Source organism: Tardiphaga sp. 866_E4_N1_4 (genome assembly GCF_052076075.1).
GTDB classification, from domain to species: Bacteria; Pseudomonadota; Alphaproteobacteria; order Rhizobiales; family Xanthobacteraceae; genus Tardiphaga; species Tardiphaga robiniae.
In genome coordinates this window covers 3,684,855-3,703,353 of sequence record NZ_CP197242.1, presented here as the reverse complement: position 1 = coordinate 3,703,353, position 18,499 = coordinate 3,684,855, and the positions used below count along the sequence as shown (strand labels likewise).

Genomic DNA, 18,499 nt, shown 5'->3' with positions numbered 1-18,499 from the left:
TGGGAGCAGGGCAATCAGGGGTTCAATGACCACGGCGCGGCCGAAATCGCGCCTTCGCCACCGGCCCGGTCGGGGAGAGATATGGCCCGTATGGGGGGTTGTCAACGGCGCGAACCTCTCAAGGATTTCATCATTTTGACAGAGTTTTCGCGTTGCCAAGACGGTACGTTTGGGAGAGTGTCCGCCGTCCCCAACAGGCTCTTATCCGAGATAAGGATTTTCCATGACCTTCGTATCGCTCGCCCTGACGCCGGGCCTGCGCCCGGGCCGCACCCTGGCTGCCCTGACCGGCGCCGTTGCGGTGGCCTTTCTCACCAGTTTCCCGGTTTACGCGCAGGACGCCAATCCGGTCCTCGCCAAGGTCAATGGCCAGGAAATCCGCCAGAGCGACGTCACCATTGCCGAGGAGGAGCTCGGCCCGAGCCTCGCCCAGATGGATCCCGCGACCCGGAAGGACAATGTGCTGTCGTTCCTGATCGATATGAAGATCGTCGCCAAGGCCGCCGAGGACAAGAAGATCGCCGATCGTGAGGACTTCAAGTCCAAGCTGGCCTTCGCCCGTAACCGCCTGCTCATGGACAACCTGTTGGCCGTCGAAGGCAAGGAAGCCCTGACCGACGACAACATGAAGAAGGTCTATGAGGACGCGGCCAAGCAGATCACCGGCGAAGCCGAAGTCCATGCCCGCCACATCCTGGTAGAGAGCGAGGCCGAGGCCAAGACGGTCGCCGACGAGCTGAAGAAGGGCGCCGATTTCGCCGAACTCGCCAAGAAGAAGTCGAAGGATCCGGGCGCGGCCGATGGCGGCGATCTGGGTTTCTTCACCAAGGACCAGATGGTGCCGGAATTCTCCGCCGTCGCTTTCGCGCTCGAGCCGGGCAAGATCTCGGACCCCGTGAAGTCGCAGTTCGGCTGGCACATCATCAAGGTCGAGGAAAAGCGCAACCGCAAGGCGCCGGAATTCGAGCAGGTGAAGCCGCAGATCGAACAGTATGTGGTGCGCAAGGCGCAGGCCGACTACGTCACCAAGTTGCGTGAAGGTGCCAAGGTCGAACGCATGGATCAGGCTGCTGCAACGCCTGCTCCGGCGGCACCCGCCGCGCCTGCCGCCAAGGACGCGCCGAAGCCGGCTGACAGCAAGATGGCTCCGGCAAAGAAGTAATTCTGGACTCGAAAAGCCCGCCCTCTGTCGAGAGGGCGGGCTTTTTGCTGCCTGTGCGTGGCTTCAGGCCTGCGTTTCGGTGACACGCTGCCGCTGCGTCACGTGGTAGCGCGGCGCTGGCGTCGCATGACCGAATTTGGTCGAGAGGGCGCGGCGATCTGCTTCGAAGCGGGTCCAGTTCGCGCCGTCCTGCAGGCCCGGAATGGTGACGCGTTCACCCTGGTCGAGGCCAGCCAATGCAGCATCGACCATGTCGTCGGCGCGCATCACGATGGCCTGATCCATATTCTGGTGTGGGAAGCCCGCGATGTCCCAGAATTCGGTGGCCGTCGCGCCCGGCAACACCGCCTGCACGCGGATGCCCTTATCGGCGAGTTCATGCACCAGCGAATGGCTGAAGCTGAGCACATAGGCCTTGCTGGCTCCGTAGACGCCGTTGAGGATTTCTGCACCGATACCGACGATCGACGAGATGTTGATGATCGTGCCTTTGTTGCGCGCGACGAAGCCGGGCACGGCGGCATAGGTCAGCCGTGTCAGCGCGGTCACGTTCAGTGTGATCATGTCTTCCATTTTGTCGACATCGGCATTGAGCAACGGTGCCACCGCGCCGACGCCGGCATTGTTGACCAGCATCGTAATGCTCGCATCGTCGCGCAGCACAGCTTCGACCTTTGCCAGATCGGCCTTGTTGCCGAGATCGGCGGCCAGCGTGCGGACCGATCGTCCGGTCTCGCTGGTCAGTCGCTTGGCGAGGGCCGCCAGGCGGTCCTGGTTCCGCGCCACCAGAATGAGATCGTAGCCGCGCTTGGCCAGCCGGTCCGCATAAACGGCGCCAATGCCCGTCGAGGCGCCCGTAATTAGTGCCGTGCCCTGATGTGAATTCGTCATTGTCGTTCTCCTGAATGCTCTCGGCCGTAGCGGCCGTGTCAAGAAACCTAGTCTTGCGCGGACGTGTCTTAAATGTCATATAAACGGCGTTTTAGGACGTCTTGTCCTGGGGGAGCGAACACATGCAGCGCATCGGCCTTGTTGTTTCCCAGGGGTGCTCGCCCATCAGCCTTGCGGCGATGTCGGTCTTTGAACTGGCCAATATGCTGACCGATCCGCCCACCTATGATCTGCATGTGTTGTCGGAGCGGGGCGGTCAGGTCGGCACCTCGCTGGGCATGAGTTTGACCACCGAACCGTTCAATGCGTCTGATGCCTATGACACGCTGATCATTGCCGGCGGTCTGACGGTCGAATCCGCGACGCCCGGCCTGATCGATTTCGTGCGACAGGCGCCCAAACATGCGCGGCGTGTTGCGTCCATCTGTATCGGCGCCTTCGTGCTCGCCGAAGCCGGCATTCTCGATCAACGGCGCGCGACCACGCACTGGTTCTATGCGCGCGACATGCAGAAGCAATTTCCGAAAGTGAGGGTCGATGAAGACCGCATCTTCGTGAATGACGGTTCGATCTGGACCTCGGCCGGCATGACCGCGGGCATCGATCTCGCACTGGCGATGGTGGAGGCCGATCTCGGCGAGGACGTCGCGCGCAACATCGCGAAAAAGATGGTCGTGTATCACCGTCGCGCGGGCGGTCAGTCGCAGTTCTCGGCGTTGCTGGAATTGGCGCCGAAATCGGATCGCATCCAGAACGCGCTTGCCTTTGCGCGGGACAATCTGCAGAAGCCGCTGACGGTGAATGATCTCGCCGATGCCGCAAATCTCAGCCCGCGGCAGTTCAGCCGCGCCTTTCACGCCGAGACAGGCCAATCGCCCGCCAAGGCCGTCGAGCATCTGCGGCTGGAGGCCGCGCGGTTGATGATGGAGCAGAGCCGGCATCCCATCGACACCGTCGCGCAGCAGACGGGGTTTGCCGATCGTGACCGCATGCGCCGCGCATTTCTGCGCGCCTATGGCCAGCCGCCGCAGGTGATCCGCCGAAATGCGCGGTCTCAGATGGACGCGTGAGAGAACGTCAGCTCAGCCGATCTTGCGGCCGATATCCAGAAACTTCTGCCGGCGCTGCTGACGAATAGTCGCCGCGTCCATGCCGCGCATGTCGTTGAAGGCCTGGGCGATGGCGTCGCCGGTGATGGCAATCATGGCGGCGGGGTCGCGGTGTGCGCCGCCCGGCGGCTCTTTCAGGATGGAATCGATCACACCGAAGCGCAGCAAATCCTGCGCCGTGATCTTCATATTGGTCGCGGCTTCCTGCGCCTTGGATGAGTCGCGCCACAGGATCGACGATGCCGCTTCCGGCGAGATCACGCTGTAGATGGCGTGTTCCAGCATCAGCACCTTGTTGGCGGTGGCAATGGCGATGGCGCCGCCCGAGCCGCCTTCGCCGATGATCACAGCGACATTGGCAACGCCAAGGCCGAGGCAGGCATCGGTGGAGCGTGCGATGGCTTCAGCCTGGCCGCGCTCTTCCGCGCCGATGCCGGGATAGGCGCCGGCGGTGTCGACCAGCGACAGCACGGGAATGTTGAAACGGTCGGCCATCTCCATCAGGCGAACTGCCTTGCGGTAGCCTTCGGGGCGGGCCATGCCGAAATTATGCTTGAGCCGGCTTTCGGTGGTGTTGCCCTTTTCCTGGCCGAGCACGCAAACGCTCTCGCCGCGGAAACGGCCGAAGCCGGCCACCAGCGCTTCATCCTCGCCGAACTTGCGGTCGCCGGCGAGCGGCGTGAATTCGGTGATCAGCGCTTCCACGTAATTCATGCAATGCGGGCGCTGCGGATGCCGCGCGACCTGGGTCTTCTGCCACGGCGTCAGGTTCGCATAGAGCTCGTGCAGCGCGGCGACGGCCTTGTCCTCGATGCGCACGATCTCTTCGCCGATGTCGCTGCCGCTGGCGGCCAGCGTGCGCAATTCATCGATCTTGGAATCCAGCTCGGCGACGGGCTTTTCAAAGTCGAGATAGCTGCGCATGGGTTCGGACATTCACTGGATATGGGAAGGACGGACGGCGGGCGAAACTGCCGGTGCAGGCTTTTCAAGTCAATCGGGGCTGCAAGTCAAGCCGCGAAGGTGTCATTTACTTTGAAAAATCAAAGAGATATTTCAACGTTCAAGCGCCTTTTTATGACGTTTCCATTGCTGTGTTGCGCTTGCGGCGATGCCACCACCAGATGGTGGCGCCGGCCAGCACGGCCGCCACGATCACGGCCTGAATCCAGTAGTGTTTGGCTTGGCCTTCGAGGCCGGCGATGCCGCCATAGCGGTCCAGCACCGACACTGCGAGCACGCCGGGCAACACATGCGCCGGCGCCCAGAGCAATGCTGCGGGGATGTTCACGGCATAGAATTTCGCCGGTGCGGTCCCCAATGCTCCGGCCGTGACCGGCACGAAAGCGCGGATGGGCGGAACGAAGCGGCCGAGGAACACGGCCAGCGTGCCGAAGCGATGGAAGAAGGCCTCGCTCTGCGCCACCACGCCCGGATAATTCGAAAGCGGCCACGCGTCGAGCAGTTGTCGTTGCCGGACATGCCCGATCCAGAATGCGCTCCCGTCGCCGAGCACGGCGCCCGCCACGGCGGCCGCCAGCACCGCCATGAGATCGAGGTCGCCTGCCGGAATCAGGGCGCTCAGCGCCAGAATGACCGTGGTGCCTGGGATGAATGTTCCGAGCACCGGCACGGCTTCCAGCAAGGCAGTGAGGAAAATAGTGAGGTAGCCCAGCCAGGCATGCGCGGCGACAAAATGGGTCAGGGAATCGATGAAGGACGTCACGAAATTCCGATCCAGCGCGGGGTGCCTCGGCCAACTGACAGCATATATGATTGAAATGGCCGGCCGCGCCGTTCGATCCCCAAATACCGCTGCAAATTGATCGACCCGGAGCATCGGCTGATTCGCAGGGCAGACTTCCAAAAATTGCCGTTAGAACCTATCTCGATGATAACATTCGGGAACTTTGATGAAGAGCTGGGCTTTGTCCAGCCGCGGCTCTCTGATACGTTCCACAAAGCACCCCATCCGCAGCCATTACTAGACTGGTTTCGGGATATCCGGGACCACGGAGGATTGATGACCGCCGCCTCGACCAAACTGCAAGAAAAGACCGACGCGTTGATTGGCATTCCCGACAAGATGGTGTCGGTGCGCAAATTGTTCGGCATCGATTCCGACCTCGAAGTGCCTGCCTTCTCCGAATCCGATCCGCATGTGCCGGACACCGATCCCGATTACCGGTTCGATCGCGCCACCACGCTTGCCATTCTCGCCGGCTTCTCGCGCAACCGTCGCGTGATGGTCACGGGCTTCCACGGCACCGGCAAATCGACCCATATCGAGCAGGTCGCTGCCCGCCTCAACTGGCCCTGCGTGCGCGTCAATCTCGACAGCCACATCAGCCGTATCGACCTCGTCGGCAAGGACTCCATCGTGGTCCGCGACGGCAAGCAGGTCACCGAATTCCGTGACGGCATTCTGCCCTGGGCGCTGCAGCACAATGTCGCGCTGGTGTTCGACGAATACGATGCCGGCCGTCCGGACGTGATGTTCGTCATTCAGCGCGTGCTGGAAGTCTCCGGCCGCCTGACGCTGCTCGACCAGAACAAGGTGATCAAGCCGCATCCGGCGTTCCGTCTGTTTGCGACCGCGAACACCATCGGTCTCGGTGACACGTCGGGTCTCTATCACGGCACGCAGCAGATCAACCAGGGCCAGATGGACCGCTGGTCGATCGTCACCACGCTGAACTATCTGGCGCATGACGAGGAAGTCGAGATCGTGCTGGCGAAGGCCAAGCACTATCAGAACCCCGAGGGCCGCGACATCGTCAACAAGATGGTGCGCCTTGCGGATCTCACGCGTAACGCCTTCGCCAATGGCGATCTGTCGACGGTAATGAGCCCGCGTACGGTGATCACCTGGGCCGAGAATGCCGACATCTTCAACGATATCGGCTTCGCGTTCCGCGTGACCTTCCTGAACAAGTGCGACGAACTCGAGCGTCCGCTGGTCGCCGAATTCTATCAGCGCTGCTTCAATGCAGAGCTGGCGGAAAGCTCGGTGAATGTGGCGCTGAGCTAAGACGTCTTCTTCCCCTCTCTTCCAAGAGAGGGGAATGCACCTCCGCATTCAATCGGTTGCTCCCGCACGCGCGGTGACGACCCGCGCAAAGGCTGCGATGAGCACGACGACGACCAACAAATTCCGCCCCGGCTCCAAGGAAGCGCCGACCGAGCCGTTCAAGCGCGCGGTGACGTCGTGTTTGCGCGCCATCGCCAAAGCGCCGGAGCTTGAAGTGACTTTCGCGGCCGAGCGGCCGGGTCTCTCACCGGGCAAAGCCCGTCTTCCTGAACCCGCGCGAAAAATGAGCAAGCGCGACGCCGCCATCGTGCGCGGCCACGCGGATTCGATCGCGCTCAAACTCGCCTGTCACGATCCCAAGGTTCACCGCAAGCTGATGCCGGGGAATCCGCAGGCGCGCGGTGTGTTCGAAGCCGTCGAGCAGGCCCGCGTGGAAGCGCTCGGGTCGCGCCGCATGGCCGGCGTGGCCAAGAACCTCACGGCGATGCTCGACGATCATTTCCATCGCGGCAAGTTCGACGAAATCACCGACCGCGCCGATGCGCCGCTGGCCGATGCGCTGGCGATGCTGGTGCGCGAGCGCCTGACCGGCATGGCGCCGCCGGCCGCCGCGAAGAAGATGGTCGACCTCTGGCGGCCGGTCCTCGAAGACAAGATCAGCGATCGCCTCGACCAGCTCGATCGGTTCGCGGAGAACCAGGCCAAGTTCGGCGATGCCGTGCATGACCTGCTGTCGGCGCTGGAGCTCGGCGACGATCGCAATGCCGAGCCGGATGACGAGGAGAGCGAGGACGACGAGCGCCAGGGCGAGAACGATCAGGCCGGTGCCGAAGGCTCGCCCGAGAGCGACGCCTCGCAGGAAATGAGCGCCGATCAGGCGCAGCAGTCGTCCGACGAAATGTCCGACAGTTCGATGGAGAGCGCGCAGGCCTCCGCATCGGACACGTTCGACGAAGACGGCGAGATGGGCGACGACGAAACGCCCGGGGAAGCCACGCGTCCGAATTCGCGCGGCGCGAACGAGCCGCGCGGTCCCGAATATCACGCCTTCGCGCCGAAATTCGACGAAGTCATCGCAGCCGAAGACCTCTGCGATCACGACGAGCTCGAACGGCTGCGCTCCTATCTCGACAAGCAGCTCGCACATCTGCAGGGCGTCGTCGCGCGCCTCGCCAACCGCCTGCAGCGCAAGCTGATGGCGCAGCAGAACCGCGCCTGGGACTTCGACCTCGAGGAAGGCATCCTCGATCCCGCGCGTCTGTCACGCGTGGTGACCGACCCGCATCATCCGCTGTCCTTCATGCATGAGAAGGAAGCGACGTTCCGCGATACGGTGGTGACGCTGCTGTTGGACAATTCCGGTTCGATGCGCGGTCGCCCTATCACGGTCGCTGCGACCTGCGCCGACATTCTCGCGCGCACGCTGGAGCGTTGCGGCGTCAAGGTGGAAATCCTCGGCTTCACGACGCGCGCCTGGAAGGGCGGGCAGTCGCGTGAAGCGTGGCTCGGCGCCGGCAAGCCGGCCAATCCCGGCCGCCTCAACGATCTCCGTCACATCATCTACAAGTCGGCGGACGCGCCGTGGCGCCGCGCGCGCAAGAATCTCGGCCTGATGATGCGCGAAGGTCTGCTCAAGGAGAACATCGACGGCGAGGCGCTCGACTGGGCGCACAAGCGCCTGCTCGGTCGTCCCGAGCAGCGCAAGATCCTGATGATGATCTCCGACGGCGCGCCGGTGGATGACAGCACGTTGTCGGTCAATCCCGGCAACTATCTGGAGCGCCATCTGCGCCACATCATCGAGGAGATCGAGACCCGCTCGCCGGTCGAACTGATCGCCATCGGCATCGGCCATGACGTGACGCGCTACTACCGCCGCGCTGTGACCATCGTCGACGCCGAAGAACTCGGCGGCGCCATTACCGAGAAGCTGGCCGAATTGTTCAGCGAAACGGCAGGGCCTGCACCGACCCATGGTCGGCGACGCAGAACGCATTAGGCTTATAGGATGGGTTTTGCTTTGCTCTACCCATCCTCCAGGGCCATCGCTTGACCACTGATCTCACCCGTCGTCATTTTCTTGCAGTCGCGGCTTCAGCAGCCGCGCTGCCGTCGCTTGCCCGTGCGCAGCCCGTGCCGGTGCCGGCAACGCCATCGGCCCGTGCGCCGGTGTCGATCGAGATCGAAGCGCGGCCGATCCCGGCTTTCGATACGCGTGATCGCGCGCATACAAGGTTCGGGTCGCTGCAATATCGCAGCGGATTGGTCCTGACGTCGCGCTACAAGGACTTCGGCGGCATCTCCGGTCTTCGCCTGGATGACAAGGGTGAGGGTTTCATCGCCATCAGCGACAAGGGCAACTGGTTCACCGGCAAGATCGTCTATAGCGGCGATGCCATGGTCGGCATTGTCGATGTCGAGGCGGCGCCGATGCTGGGCGCCGACGGCAGGCCGATCACCGCGCGCGGCTGGTACGATACCGAGTCCATCGCGGTGGACGGGCCGACGGTCTATATCGGCCTCGAACGCGTGCATCAGATCCTGAAATTCGACTTCGGCCGCGATGGCGTGCGCGCCCGGGGCGAACCGATCCCGCAGCCGCCGGGCATGCGCAAGCTGCCCAGCAATGGCAGTCTCGAAGCGCTGGTGATGGTGCGCAAGGACAGGTTCAAGTCTTCACCGCTGGCCGGCATGCTGCTGGCGATCTCGGAGCGCGGGCTCGACAGCGCCGGGAATATCTCGGCCTGGATCATCGGCGGCAAGGCGCCGGCGAATTTCTCGGTCCGCCGCACCAAAAATTACGACATCAGCGATGCGGCGCTGCTGCCATCCGGCGATCTGCTGCTGCTGGAACGTAAGTTCTCGCTGTTCGGCGACACCGGCGTCCGCATCCGCCGCATTCCCCTCGCATCGATCGTGCCGGAGGCCGTCATCGACGGTCCCACCATCTTCGATGCGGATCTCGGCTACGAGATCGACAATTTCGAGGGGCTCGATGTCCATGTCACGCCGGAGGGCGACACGGTGCTGACGCTGATCTCGGACGACAATTTCTCGATGCTGCAGCGAACCCTGCTGATGCAGTTCACGCTGCTGGAATAGAGTCTTGGTTCTGACGCGTTTTCTTAATGCGAACCGGCATCCACTTCGCTCGAAAACGCTATGGGAGGTCAGGCCGCAGCCTCGGACTGCTTGGCCTGATGGGCGATCAGCAAGTCGCGCAGTTCGCTTGCGGGCTTGGCGGGGCTGAACAGATAGCCCTGCATCTCGGTGCAGCCGAGCGCGCGCAGCAGCTCCTTCTGCCGGGGCGTTTCGACGCCTTCGGCCGTCGTCGTCATGTTGCGCGAACTCGCGATATTGACCACGGCCTGCACGATCGAGGACGAGCCCTGTGCATCGGCGATATCGGTCACGAAACAACGGTCGATCTTGATCTTGTCGAACGGGAAGCGCTGCAGATAGCTCAGGCTGGAATAGCCGGTGCCGAAATCGTCCAGCGCAATGCGCACGCCGATCTCGCGCAACCCGTGCAGGATTTCCAGCGCAGTCTCGTCGTCGCGGATCAGCACGGCCTCGGTGATTTCGAGCTCCAGCCGCCGTGCCGGCAGGCCGGAAGCGGCGAGGGCGGTGGTCACCTTCAGGGCGAGCGACGCGCAGCGGAACTGGACCGGCGAGACATTGACCGCCACCCGGATGTCGCAGGGCCAGCTGGCGGCCTCGGCGCAGGCGGTGTTCATTACCCATTCGCCGAGTTCATTGATGATGCCGATATCTTCGGCGACCGGAATGAACTCTGCCGGGGAGATCATGCCGCGTTCGGGGTGGCGCCAGCGCAGCAGGGCCTCGCAGCCTACGATGGTGTCGTCGCGCAGGGTCAGCAGCGGTTGATAATAGACTTCGAAGCCGCCTTTGGCGAACCCGCCATCACCCGCCGCGTGACGCAGTTCAAGCTCCAGCGAGCGACGGGCCTGCACCCGCGCATCCATTTCGGGCTCGAAGAAGCGGAAAGTACGGCGGCCGTCGGCTTTGGCGCCATACATCGCAAGGTCGGCGTTCTTCAGCAGCGTATCGAGATCTGCGCCGTCGCGCGGCGCCAGCGCGATGCCGATCGACGCGTCGGTAAGCAGGCTGTGGCCGAGACAATCGAATGGCTGGCGGATCGCATCATAGATGCGGCCGACAAGATCGGTGATGTCGGCATGGCTCTCGACGCCAGTCTGCACGATGGCGAATTCGTCGCCGCCGAGCCGCGCCACCACGTCGGAGCCGCGCACGCAGCCGCGCAGCCGCAGCGCGATGCCCTTGAGCAGTTCGTCGCCGACGGGATGGCCGAGCGAGTCGTTGATACCCTTGAATTCGTCGATGTCGATATAGAGCACCGCGCATTGCGCGCCGCGCGCGACGCGCTTCAATTCGTGTTCGAGTTCGTTGCGGAACAGCGTGCGGTTCGGCAGGTCGGTCAGCGCATCGTAATGCGCCAGATGCGCGATCTTCTCCTCGGCATTGCGCCGCTCGGTGATGTCTTCATGGGTCGCGACCCAGCCGCCATCGGCCACCGGTCGCGACGAAATCTGGATCGCCCGACCGTCCGCGGTGTGCATGACATTGATGCTCGAACGTCCCACGTCGCGCATCACCTCCGCGACATAGGCGTCGACGTCTCCCTCAAACGAGCCGGTCTCCTTGCGATGCGCGATCACGTCACGGAACGGACGGCCCGGTGTGATGACCTCGCGCGATAGCCCGTACATGTCGAGATAGCGCTGGTTGCACACCACCACGCGCGCCTGCGCATCGAACAACAACAGGCCTTGCGTCATGTTGTTGATGGCGGTGTCGAGGCGGTTCTTCTCCAGGGTCATCTGCAACTGCGCTGCACGGCTCTGCCGCTGGATGTGACGGATCATCAGATACAGCAGACCTGCTAGGATCAGGGCCGACAGCGTCGCGAGGGTCACGAGAAATTTGGTCTGGTCGCGCCAGTCGGCCAGCGCGCCATCCACGGATGTGGTGGCGATCAGCGCGACCGGGAAGTTTTGCAGCAGGCGTATGGAGCCGAGCCGATCGACATTGTCGATGGGGCTGACGGTGCGGATGGTCGCGGGCGCGTCGCTGAAGCGCAGGTGCTGCAACAGCGGGCCGCTATTGATGACCTTGCCGATCGATGCGTTCATCTGCGGATAGCGCGCCAGCAACGTGCCATCGCGGTGGAACATCGCGATGGTCGCGTTCTCGCCGAGCGAGACGGAGGCAAAGAATTTTTCGAATTGCTGCGGTTCGACGCTGCGCGTCACGATGCCGAAGAATTCACCCTTGGGCCCTGTAATGCGACGTGCGAACAGCGTCTTCCACCGGCCGGTGATGCGGCTCAGGACCGGCTGCACGATCTCGTCGTCCTGGCTGAAGCCCTGCGATTTGAGTTTCTTGAAATATTCGCGGTCGGCCAGCACCAGATCCGGTCCGGGCCAGGCTCCTGTCCAGTTGACCAGACGGCCTTCGGCATCGAGAACGGTGATGTCGTTGGCGAATTCGTCATCCACCTTCGACTTCAGCATCATGTGGGACTCGTAGCTCGACATGCTGCTGGCAAAGCTGTGGACCGACATCACGCCGTTGGCGAGAAGATGAGCCGTGAGGCTCTTCTGGATGCGCTGCAGATCCTGGAACTGCTGATCGAAATGCCGGCTGAGCAGCAGCACGGTGTTTTCAAGTTCGCGGTTGGAATTATCGATCGTGCGCTGACGGAAATTGTTCACGGTCATCGCCGTGCCGGCGGCAATGGTGATGATCAGCACGGCGCCAACGAGCACGAGCCAGCGCACCGGCGCGCGGCGTGTCGTCGAGCGCCCATCGCCATGCTCGGCGGAGCCCGGCGCTGAAACGCGCACGTCGTTCGTCATTCGCCTCCCCAGCAGCCGCATGAATTCCTACCCCTCGTGCATAGGAATACCCGGGCAAGGGTGGAAGACGCGTTAGGAAGTCAGGTGAACCGCGGGTTAATTACAACCGTACAAATGGTATCTGCTTACGCCGCAAGGCTTTTCTGCTGCGGTGCGACCGGCCATGTCTGGTTGCGACCGTGCGCTTTTGCGGCATAGAGCGCACTGTCGGCATTGCTGATCAGGTCGTTCGACGTGGTCAGCGATGACGGCACGAGACACGCTGCACCGACGCTGATCGTCGTCGTGGTCATGCCGTCGCGCTCGAGATGGCCCACCTCGACGCGGATCCGTTCGCCGAGTTCGATGGCGTCGGCCAGGGAGAGGCCCGGCAGGATCAGCGCGAATTCCTCGCCGCCATAGCGCGCGGCGCAATCGCTGGCGCGTTTGGCATGCCGGGCGATGCTCCAGGCGATCCCGCACAGAACGAGGTCGCCGGCTTGATGGCCGAAATTGTCGTTGAACACCTTGAAGTGGTCGGCGTCGATCATCAGCAGCGAGATCGGCGCACGCGCGCGCTGGGCGCGCTGCCATTCCTTATCCATCACCACGTCGAAATGACGTCGGTTGGCGAGACCGGTGAGGCCGTCGGTCATGGCGAGGCGCGCCATCCTGTCTTCCATTTCGCCGCGCTTGCCCATCTCGCGCGCCAGGATCAGCATCAGCGCGCAGGCGATCAGGCCGAGCGCGGCCATGGCGCCGCCGATCTGCAGCGCTTCCTTGCGCCACTGGCCGAAGATCACGTCGGTGGACCGCCCCACCATCACGATCAGCGGATGCGAGCCCTCGCGCCAGACAAAAAGACGCCGCACGCCGTCAGTCGCGGAATCGCCGATATGGAAGCCGGAGAAATAGGCCAGCGCTTTCTGTACGCCCGGGACCCGGCTGAGATCGCGGCCGATGATCTCCATGTCGAACGGTGCACGCATGATCAACACGCCGTCCTGCCGGATGACGGAAATCACGTCGTTCGGCTCGAGCTGCAGGCGATCGGCGATCTCGTGGAAATAGCTGTAGCGGATGAAGCCGGCGACGATGCCCAGAAAAGTTCCGTCGCGCGCGGCAATACGGCGGCTCAGCACGATGCCGTAACTGCCCTGATGCAGCATCGGCTTGGAGATATAGAGGCCGAACAGCGGATCGCGCTTGTGGACCTTGAAGAATTCCTCATCGGCGAAATTCTGCGGCTTCGGATCCAGCGTCGACGAATCCAGCGTCACGTTGCCGGCGACGTCCGTGACCTGGATGGCGCCGAAGTGGCGCGCGGTGGCGGCATGGTCGAACAGGATCAGTTGCCGCATCGGCCGCGAGATCTCGACCAGTTCCGGCTCGGTCATGTTGCCGACCACGTTGCGCAGCGAGAGGTCGTAGAGTTCCACATTGCGGGCGACATCGGCATCGATGCTGGAGGCGAGGTTGCCGAGCGTCTGGTGCGCCAGCTTCTCGTCGCCGCGCCGCATGCTCATCAGCACGCTGCCGCAGATGACTGTGAATCCGACAACGACGATCGCCGCAGCGGCCAGCAGCCAGCGCGGGGAGATCCGGCGGGTCGTCTCGGATGTATTACGGGCCAGCATTGGCTTTCGTCGATCAAAAAGGACTGCGTTACAATCACCGACGCATAGCATCAGAACCGGTAATTCTTTGACAGCTACGCGGTGATCAACAGTTTCGTTTCGCCGTTTTGTGACGGGCGGTTAATAGGATGTGAAAGAAATCGAGACGCTTTGGTCGGCGAGTGCGCAAAAAGAAATATGGGCGTGCCGCGCAGGCACGCCCACAAACGTCGGGAGGAACCCGGAAAGCGGGTTCCCGCATCACCGCATGGCGCCGGCCACCATGATGTCGCGGCCGGAACGATCAGCGCTGTCGTCGCAGGTCAGCGCCACGGCGATGTCCGCGATGCCTTCGGTTGTATGGTTGCGCGCAGCGGGCAAAGCGATGAACTGCCGGTTCCGCACGCTGCCGTCGAGCACGTCGATGGCGGCGGGTTCCTCCGCGCCGAGCATCCCGGGCGCGATGGTGCTGACGCGGACGTTGCGCGTGCCATAGGCGCGCGACAATCCGCGCGTCATGGCATCGATGGCGGCGTCCGCGCCGGGATCCGGCATCGATGCGGGCGCTGTAGGAATCCCGTCGAGCGCGGTGAGATTGACGATGCTGCCGCCGGCGACGCCGAACATCCGCACCGCCTCCTGGCACAGCAGCATGGCGCCGAACACCTTCAGCTCGCGCTGCCGGTGCAACTCGTCCTCGGACACCACGTCCGCCACCTCGCTGCGCGCGAGGGCGCCGTTGTTGACGAGAATATCGAGCCGGCCGAAGGTCGCCGTGATTTCCTCATAGAGCCGCCGCACGTCCGGCCAGCGGGCGATGTCGCCCTGGACGGCGATGGCCCGGCCGCCGCGCCATACGATTTCGGCGACCACGCGCGCCGCGCCGCGGGGATCGTCCGCGTGATGCACGATCACCGCCGCGCCTTCTGCGCCGAAGCGCCGCGCAATGCCCGCGCCGATGCCGTCCGCGGCGCCGGTCACGAGCGCAACTTTTCCTGCCAGTCTTGTCATGGCATGTCCTTGGATCTGGATGATGTCTGTCTTGATCGTCAGTTGTGTGCGTAGATTTTGAGGCGGAATCGATCCGGGCGTGATCGCGCCCCGACAACAGTCTGGACGCGCAAGGCGGGGAGTTCGACCCGATACCCGTATGGCCTGGCAGATCCGAGGCCCGCGGGCGGCTCGCCGATCTGCTCTGTGGCTGACGCTGTTATCGCAAATGCAGCCGCGTCGGTGTTAGCGCGATCCTGCATCTGTTTTGCACGATCCTGCAAAAGTGATCCCGCAGCCATTTCCCCGCCACGGCACTGCACCTAGATACACCTCGGCATAAAAGGCCTGCCGCTTGAGGGGTTTGCGTGTGACCGAGACGATTCGTGAGATTGCCGACATCATTGCCCGTTACGCCGCCAATGGCAGCGACCATCCGACCGGCCTCGCCAGCCTCTATCTGAAGCGGCAGACCGAGCCGACGCAGCTCGTGCATACCGCGCAGTGGCCGTGTTTCGGCCTCGTGGCGCAGGGCGCCAAGCGGCTGCAACTGGGCACCGAGACCTACACCTATGCCGCCGGCGATTATGTGCTGGTGTCGCTCGATCTGCCGATGTCGTCCTGCATCGTCGAGGCCTCGGAAGCGCAGCCGCATCTCGGCATGGGCTTTGCGATCGATCCGCAATTGTTGAAGGAGGTGCTTGGCCGGTTCGGCAACGGTCATGCCGATGCGCCCGCGCATCCGCAGCTCCCCGAGCGCGGCGTCGTCGTCGCCAAGGCCTCCGCCGATCTGCTCGACGCCACGCTGCGGCTGCTGCGCCTGCTCGACCGGCCGCAGGACATTCCGGTGATGGCGCCGCTGCTCGAACAGGAAGTGCTGTATCGCCTGCTGGTCGGCCCTTACGGCGCGCGTCTGCGGCAGATCGCGCTGGCCGAAAGCCCGAGCAACAAGGTCGCCAAGGCCATCTCCTGGCTGCGCAGCAATTATGCCAGCCCGCTCCGCATCGAGGATCTCGCCGACCGCGTCGGCATGAGCGAGAGTTCGCTGCATCACAATTTCAAAACCGTCACCGCGATGACGCCGATGCAGTATCAGAAGCAACTTCGTTTGCACGAGGCGCGCCGCCTGATGCTGGTCGAGCGCCTCGATGTCGGCAGCGCCGGCTATGCGGTCGGCTATCAGAGCCCGTCGCAATTCTCCCGCGAATATGCCCGGCTCTACGGCCAGCCCCCGATCCGCGACGTCGGCAGTGCGCGCGGCCCGGTGCTCGGAGGCGAGGCCCGCGTCGCGGGGTGACGGCCTTCTTTACCTCGCCCCGCTTGCGGGGAGAGGTCGGCGCGAAGCGCCGGGTGAGGGGGACTTTCCGCAAGCTCCGCTGCCCTCGATTCGGCGACGCTGCCAACTCTCCCCACGTCATTGCCGGGCAGCGCGAAGCGAGCTTCGCTAGATGACCCGGCAATCCACCTTGATGGTCAAGCTCAGTAAAGATGGATACGCGGGTCAAGCCCGCGTATGACGTCGGAGTGTGAAGCGCGCGCGGCCACGCACGACAACGAAGCAACAACAAGGGAAACACATGATCTCTGCGGTGATCTTTGATTTCGGCGGGGTGATCACCTCCTCGCCCTTCGAGGCCTTTGCGCATTACGAGCAGAGCCATGGCCTGCCGAAGGACATCATCCGCCGCACCAATGCGGACAACCATTTCGAGAATGCCTGGGCGAAATTCGAGCGCGCCGAAATCGATCTCGCCACTTTCGATGCGCTGTTCGCCGCCGAGTCCAAAGCGCTCGGCGCCGAAGTGCCCGGCCGCGATGTGGTCAAGCTGCTGAAAGGCGAGATCCGCCCCGAAATGGTCGAGGCGCTGCGCCGCATCAAGCAAACATTCAAGACCGGCTGCATCACCAACAACCTGCCGGCCAATGCCATGGGCTCGACCGACGGCCGCGCGCTCTATGTGGCCGAGGTGATGGTGCTGTTCGATCACGTCATCGAATCCGCCAAGATCGGCCTGCGCAAGCCCGATCCGCGCATCTACACGATGATGACCGACAAACTGTCAGTCGATCCGAAACATTGCGTCTATCTCGATGACCTCGGCGTCAACCTCAAGCCCGCGCGCGAACTGGGGATGACCACGATCAAGGTGACGAGTGGTGCGCAGGCGATCGCAGAGCTCGAAGCCGCGACGGGATTGAAGCTGACCTGAAGCCGCGAAGCGACGCGCGGACAGCAGTGCTCCCTCCCCCCTTGCGGGGGAGGGTCGGGGAGGGGGGTAGCCACGGACTCGGTAGCTTGTGGCAACCCCTCTCCCGGCGCTTCGCGCCACCCTCTCCCGCAAGGGGAGAGGGGACGATGAACACGCGCAGCCGCGCTTCAATCGCAACCTCGCACTACACTACACAAAAACAAACGGCGCGCTCATCGCGCGCCGCTTGCTCACTTCCCACCCGATCAGATAATCGAACGGTCCACATGGCGCACTTCGCCGGTGCGCGCATCGATGTCGACCTGAATCCACTTGCCGTATTGATCGCGGCCCTCGATCTCCCATTCGTTGTCGTCGAAATGGGTGTTCTGCACCGTCACCACGCCGATCCCCGACGCGATCGCCAGCGCATCCTGCAGCGTCAGCGGGCCCGATGGCACCACCACGGCCGCGCGCGGCGCGGGCTGGCGCATATAGACATCGGCGGCGAAGGCCGGCGCCGCGACGCCAATCGCGCCCGCCAGTGCCAGCGGAAGCAAGGCCTTCGAAAATACGGCCTTCTTCAAAATCTGTTGCATCGAAATCTCCTCATCTGTCCCACGCGCCGCATGCGGCGCAACCGGGTTAAGAACGGTGCACGCTGCACTGCGTTCCCGGAGGAAATGAGGCGATTTGGTGCGGGAAAAGCGGTGATGCGCTATACTGGCAGCAGCACATCAGCACTCTCACGAATGAGATTTTTGGTCGAGGTCAGTGATGACAAAGAAAGCTGGCAAAGCGTTGGTGAAAAACCGCAACGTCCGCGGGTGAGGGGCTTTGCGCTTACTCTGCTGCGCTCACCGCTGGCAGCGCGAACGTCTCGATTCGCGTGAGGTCGAGCTTGCCGGATGCCTGATCGATAGCGAAGCCCACCACATCGCCGTTGGCGTCGAGATCGACCACCAGCCCGCGACGATTTCCCGGCGCCGGGCGCATCCTTCAGCGCGATATAGAGACTGTCAGGATTTTTATTCCGCTGAGATGTCGGGGCCTGACGGGCCCGTTCGTCATGGATGTATCGGGCGGCGGAAGCTGCCCGCCCGACGACAACCGAAGTAACCGAGCCACAGGAAGAAGCCCATGCCCAGCACGATCCGTCTGCATCGCGTCATTGCCGCCAGGCCGCAGAAGCTCTATCGCGCGTTCCTCGAGCCTGACGCGATTGCGAGCTGGCTCCCACCCTACGGATTCACCTGCACCGTCCATGAGCTGGATGCGAAGGTCGGTGGCCATCACAGGATGTCATTCCGGAACTTCACCACGGGCGGCAGTCACGCCTTTGGCGGGACCTATCTGGAGCTCGTTCCCGGTGAGCGTCTCGTCTACACCGACCGCTTCGATGATCCCAACCTGCCGGGCGAGATGAAGGTCACGGTGACGTTGAAGGCCGTGTCTGTCGGCACGGAGGTGAACATCGAGCAGCAGGGCGTGCCCGACGTGATCCCGGCCGAGGCCTGCTATCTCGGCTGGCAGGAATCCCTGCGCAAGCTCACGAAACTCGTCGAGCCCGAGATCAACCAGTAGCGCCGTCGCTTCCGGAACGGCTTGGGGAAATTCAATCAACAGCAGGAA

General features: G+C 63.2%; 15 protein-coding genes. 8 read left to right on the top strand and 7 right to left on the bottom strand.

Annotation, left to right across the window (positions count from 1 at the left end; genetic code table 11):
- The first annotated feature begins 223 nt into the window (after positions 1-223).
- Positions 224-1,162: a peptidylprolyl isomerase gene (locus AB8B20_RS18055; protein WP_439074434.1), complete on the top strand. Its 939-nt coding sequence runs from the start codon at positions 224-226 to the stop codon at positions 1,160-1,162.
- Positions 1,163-1,225: 63 nt separating this feature from the next.
- On the opposite strand, the gene AB8B20_RS18050 is transcribed toward AB8B20_RS18055, so the two are convergent.
- Complete coding sequence (locus tag AB8B20_RS18050; protein WP_439074435.1) at positions 1,226-2,053, bottom strand: SDR family NAD(P)-dependent oxidoreductase; 828 nt, start codon at positions 2,051-2,053, stop codon at positions 1,226-1,228.
- Between the two features lie 122 nt (positions 2,054-2,175).
- Between AB8B20_RS18050 and AB8B20_RS18045 the strand changes: the two genes are divergently transcribed.
- Complete coding sequence (locus AB8B20_RS18045; protein ID WP_439074436.1) at positions 2,176-3,123, top strand: GlxA family transcriptional regulator; 948 nt, start codon at positions 2,176-2,178, stop codon at positions 3,121-3,123.
- A 12-nt stretch (positions 3,124-3,135) separates the two neighbouring features.
- Here AB8B20_RS18045 and AB8B20_RS18040 read toward each other — a convergent pair whose 3' ends face one another.
- Complete coding sequence (locus AB8B20_RS18040; RefSeq protein ID WP_093757526.1) at positions 3,136-4,098, bottom strand: acetyl-CoA carboxylase carboxyltransferase subunit alpha; 963 nt, start codon at positions 4,096-4,098, stop codon at positions 3,136-3,138.
- A gap of 139 nt (positions 4,099-4,237) precedes the next feature.
- Complete coding sequence (locus tag AB8B20_RS18035; RefSeq protein WP_439074437.1) at positions 4,238-4,888, bottom strand: DedA family protein; 651 nt, start codon at positions 4,886-4,888, stop codon at positions 4,238-4,240.
- A gap of 297 nt (positions 4,889-5,185) precedes the next feature.
- Between AB8B20_RS18035 and cobS the strand changes: the two genes are divergently transcribed.
- The 3 genes from cobS to AB8B20_RS18020 all read left to right on the top strand — a co-directional run bounded on the left by cobS (position 5,186) and on the right by AB8B20_RS18020 (position 9,295).
- Positions 5,186-6,193, top strand: coding sequence for a cobaltochelatase subunit CobS (cobS, locus tag AB8B20_RS18030; RefSeq protein WP_068729504.1), 1,008 nt, complete (start codon positions 5,186-5,188; stop codon positions 6,191-6,193).
- A 97-nt stretch (positions 6,194-6,290) separates the two neighbouring features.
- Positions 6,291-8,192 carry a cobaltochelatase subunit CobT gene (gene cobT, locus AB8B20_RS18025; RefSeq protein ID WP_093758161.1) on the top strand — a complete coding sequence of 634 codons (1,902 nt, stop codon included), beginning with the start codon at positions 6,291-6,293 and terminating at the stop codon, positions 8,190-8,192.
- Positions 8,193-8,242: 50 nt separating this feature from the next.
- Positions 8,243-9,295 carry an esterase-like activity of phytase family protein gene (locus tag AB8B20_RS18020; RefSeq protein WP_439074438.1) on the top strand — a complete coding sequence of 351 codons (1,053 nt, stop codon included), beginning with the start codon at positions 8,243-8,245 and terminating at the stop codon, positions 9,293-9,295.
- Positions 9,296-9,363: 68 nt separating this feature from the next.
- On the opposite strand, the gene AB8B20_RS18015 is transcribed toward AB8B20_RS18020, so the two are convergent.
- From AB8B20_RS18015 to AB8B20_RS18005, 3 genes are all read right to left on the bottom strand, one after another.
- Complete coding sequence (locus tag AB8B20_RS18015) at positions 9,364-12,093, bottom strand: bifunctional diguanylate cyclase/phosphodiesterase (protein WP_439074439.1); 2,730 nt, start codon at positions 12,091-12,093, stop codon at positions 9,364-9,366.
- Between the two features lie 125 nt (positions 12,094-12,218).
- The gene (locus tag AB8B20_RS18010; protein WP_231078895.1) at positions 12,219-13,709 is read right to left on the bottom strand and encodes a sensor domain-containing diguanylate cyclase; all 1,491 of its coding nucleotides are present in this window, start codon (positions 13,707-13,709) and stop codon (positions 12,219-12,221) included.
- A gap of 240 nt (positions 13,710-13,949) precedes the next feature.
- The gene (locus tag AB8B20_RS18005; protein WP_439074440.1) at positions 13,950-14,669 is read right to left on the bottom strand and encodes an SDR family NAD(P)-dependent oxidoreductase; all 720 of its coding nucleotides are present in this window, start codon (positions 14,667-14,669) and stop codon (positions 13,950-13,952) included.
- 379 nt (positions 14,670-15,048) lie between these two features.
- Between AB8B20_RS18005 and AB8B20_RS18000 the strand changes: the two genes are divergently transcribed.
- Both AB8B20_RS18000 and AB8B20_RS17995 read left to right on the top strand, forming a co-directional pair.
- A complete protein-coding gene (locus tag AB8B20_RS18000) occupies positions 15,049-15,975 on the top strand; it encodes an AraC family transcriptional regulator (RefSeq protein WP_231078897.1) in 927 nt (308 codons plus the stop codon).
- Positions 15,976-16,255: 280 nt separating this feature from the next.
- Positions 16,256-16,888: an HAD-IA family hydrolase gene (locus tag AB8B20_RS17995; RefSeq protein WP_439074441.1), complete on the top strand. Its 633-nt coding sequence runs from the start codon at positions 16,256-16,258 to the stop codon at positions 16,886-16,888.
- Between the two features lie 245 nt (positions 16,889-17,133).
- Here AB8B20_RS17995 and AB8B20_RS17990 read toward each other — a convergent pair whose 3' ends face one another.
- Positions 17,134-17,466, bottom strand: a complete 333-nt coding sequence (locus AB8B20_RS17990) for a PepSY domain-containing protein (protein WP_068729486.1) — start codon at positions 17,464-17,466, stop codon at positions 17,134-17,136.
- 541 nt (positions 17,467-18,007) lie between these two features.
- Between AB8B20_RS17990 and AB8B20_RS17985 the strand changes: the two genes are divergently transcribed.
- Complete coding sequence (locus tag AB8B20_RS17985; protein ID WP_120287396.1) at positions 18,008-18,451, top strand: SRPBCC family protein; 444 nt, start codon at positions 18,008-18,010, stop codon at positions 18,449-18,451.
- The last annotated feature ends 48 nt before the right edge of the window (positions 18,452-18,499 follow it).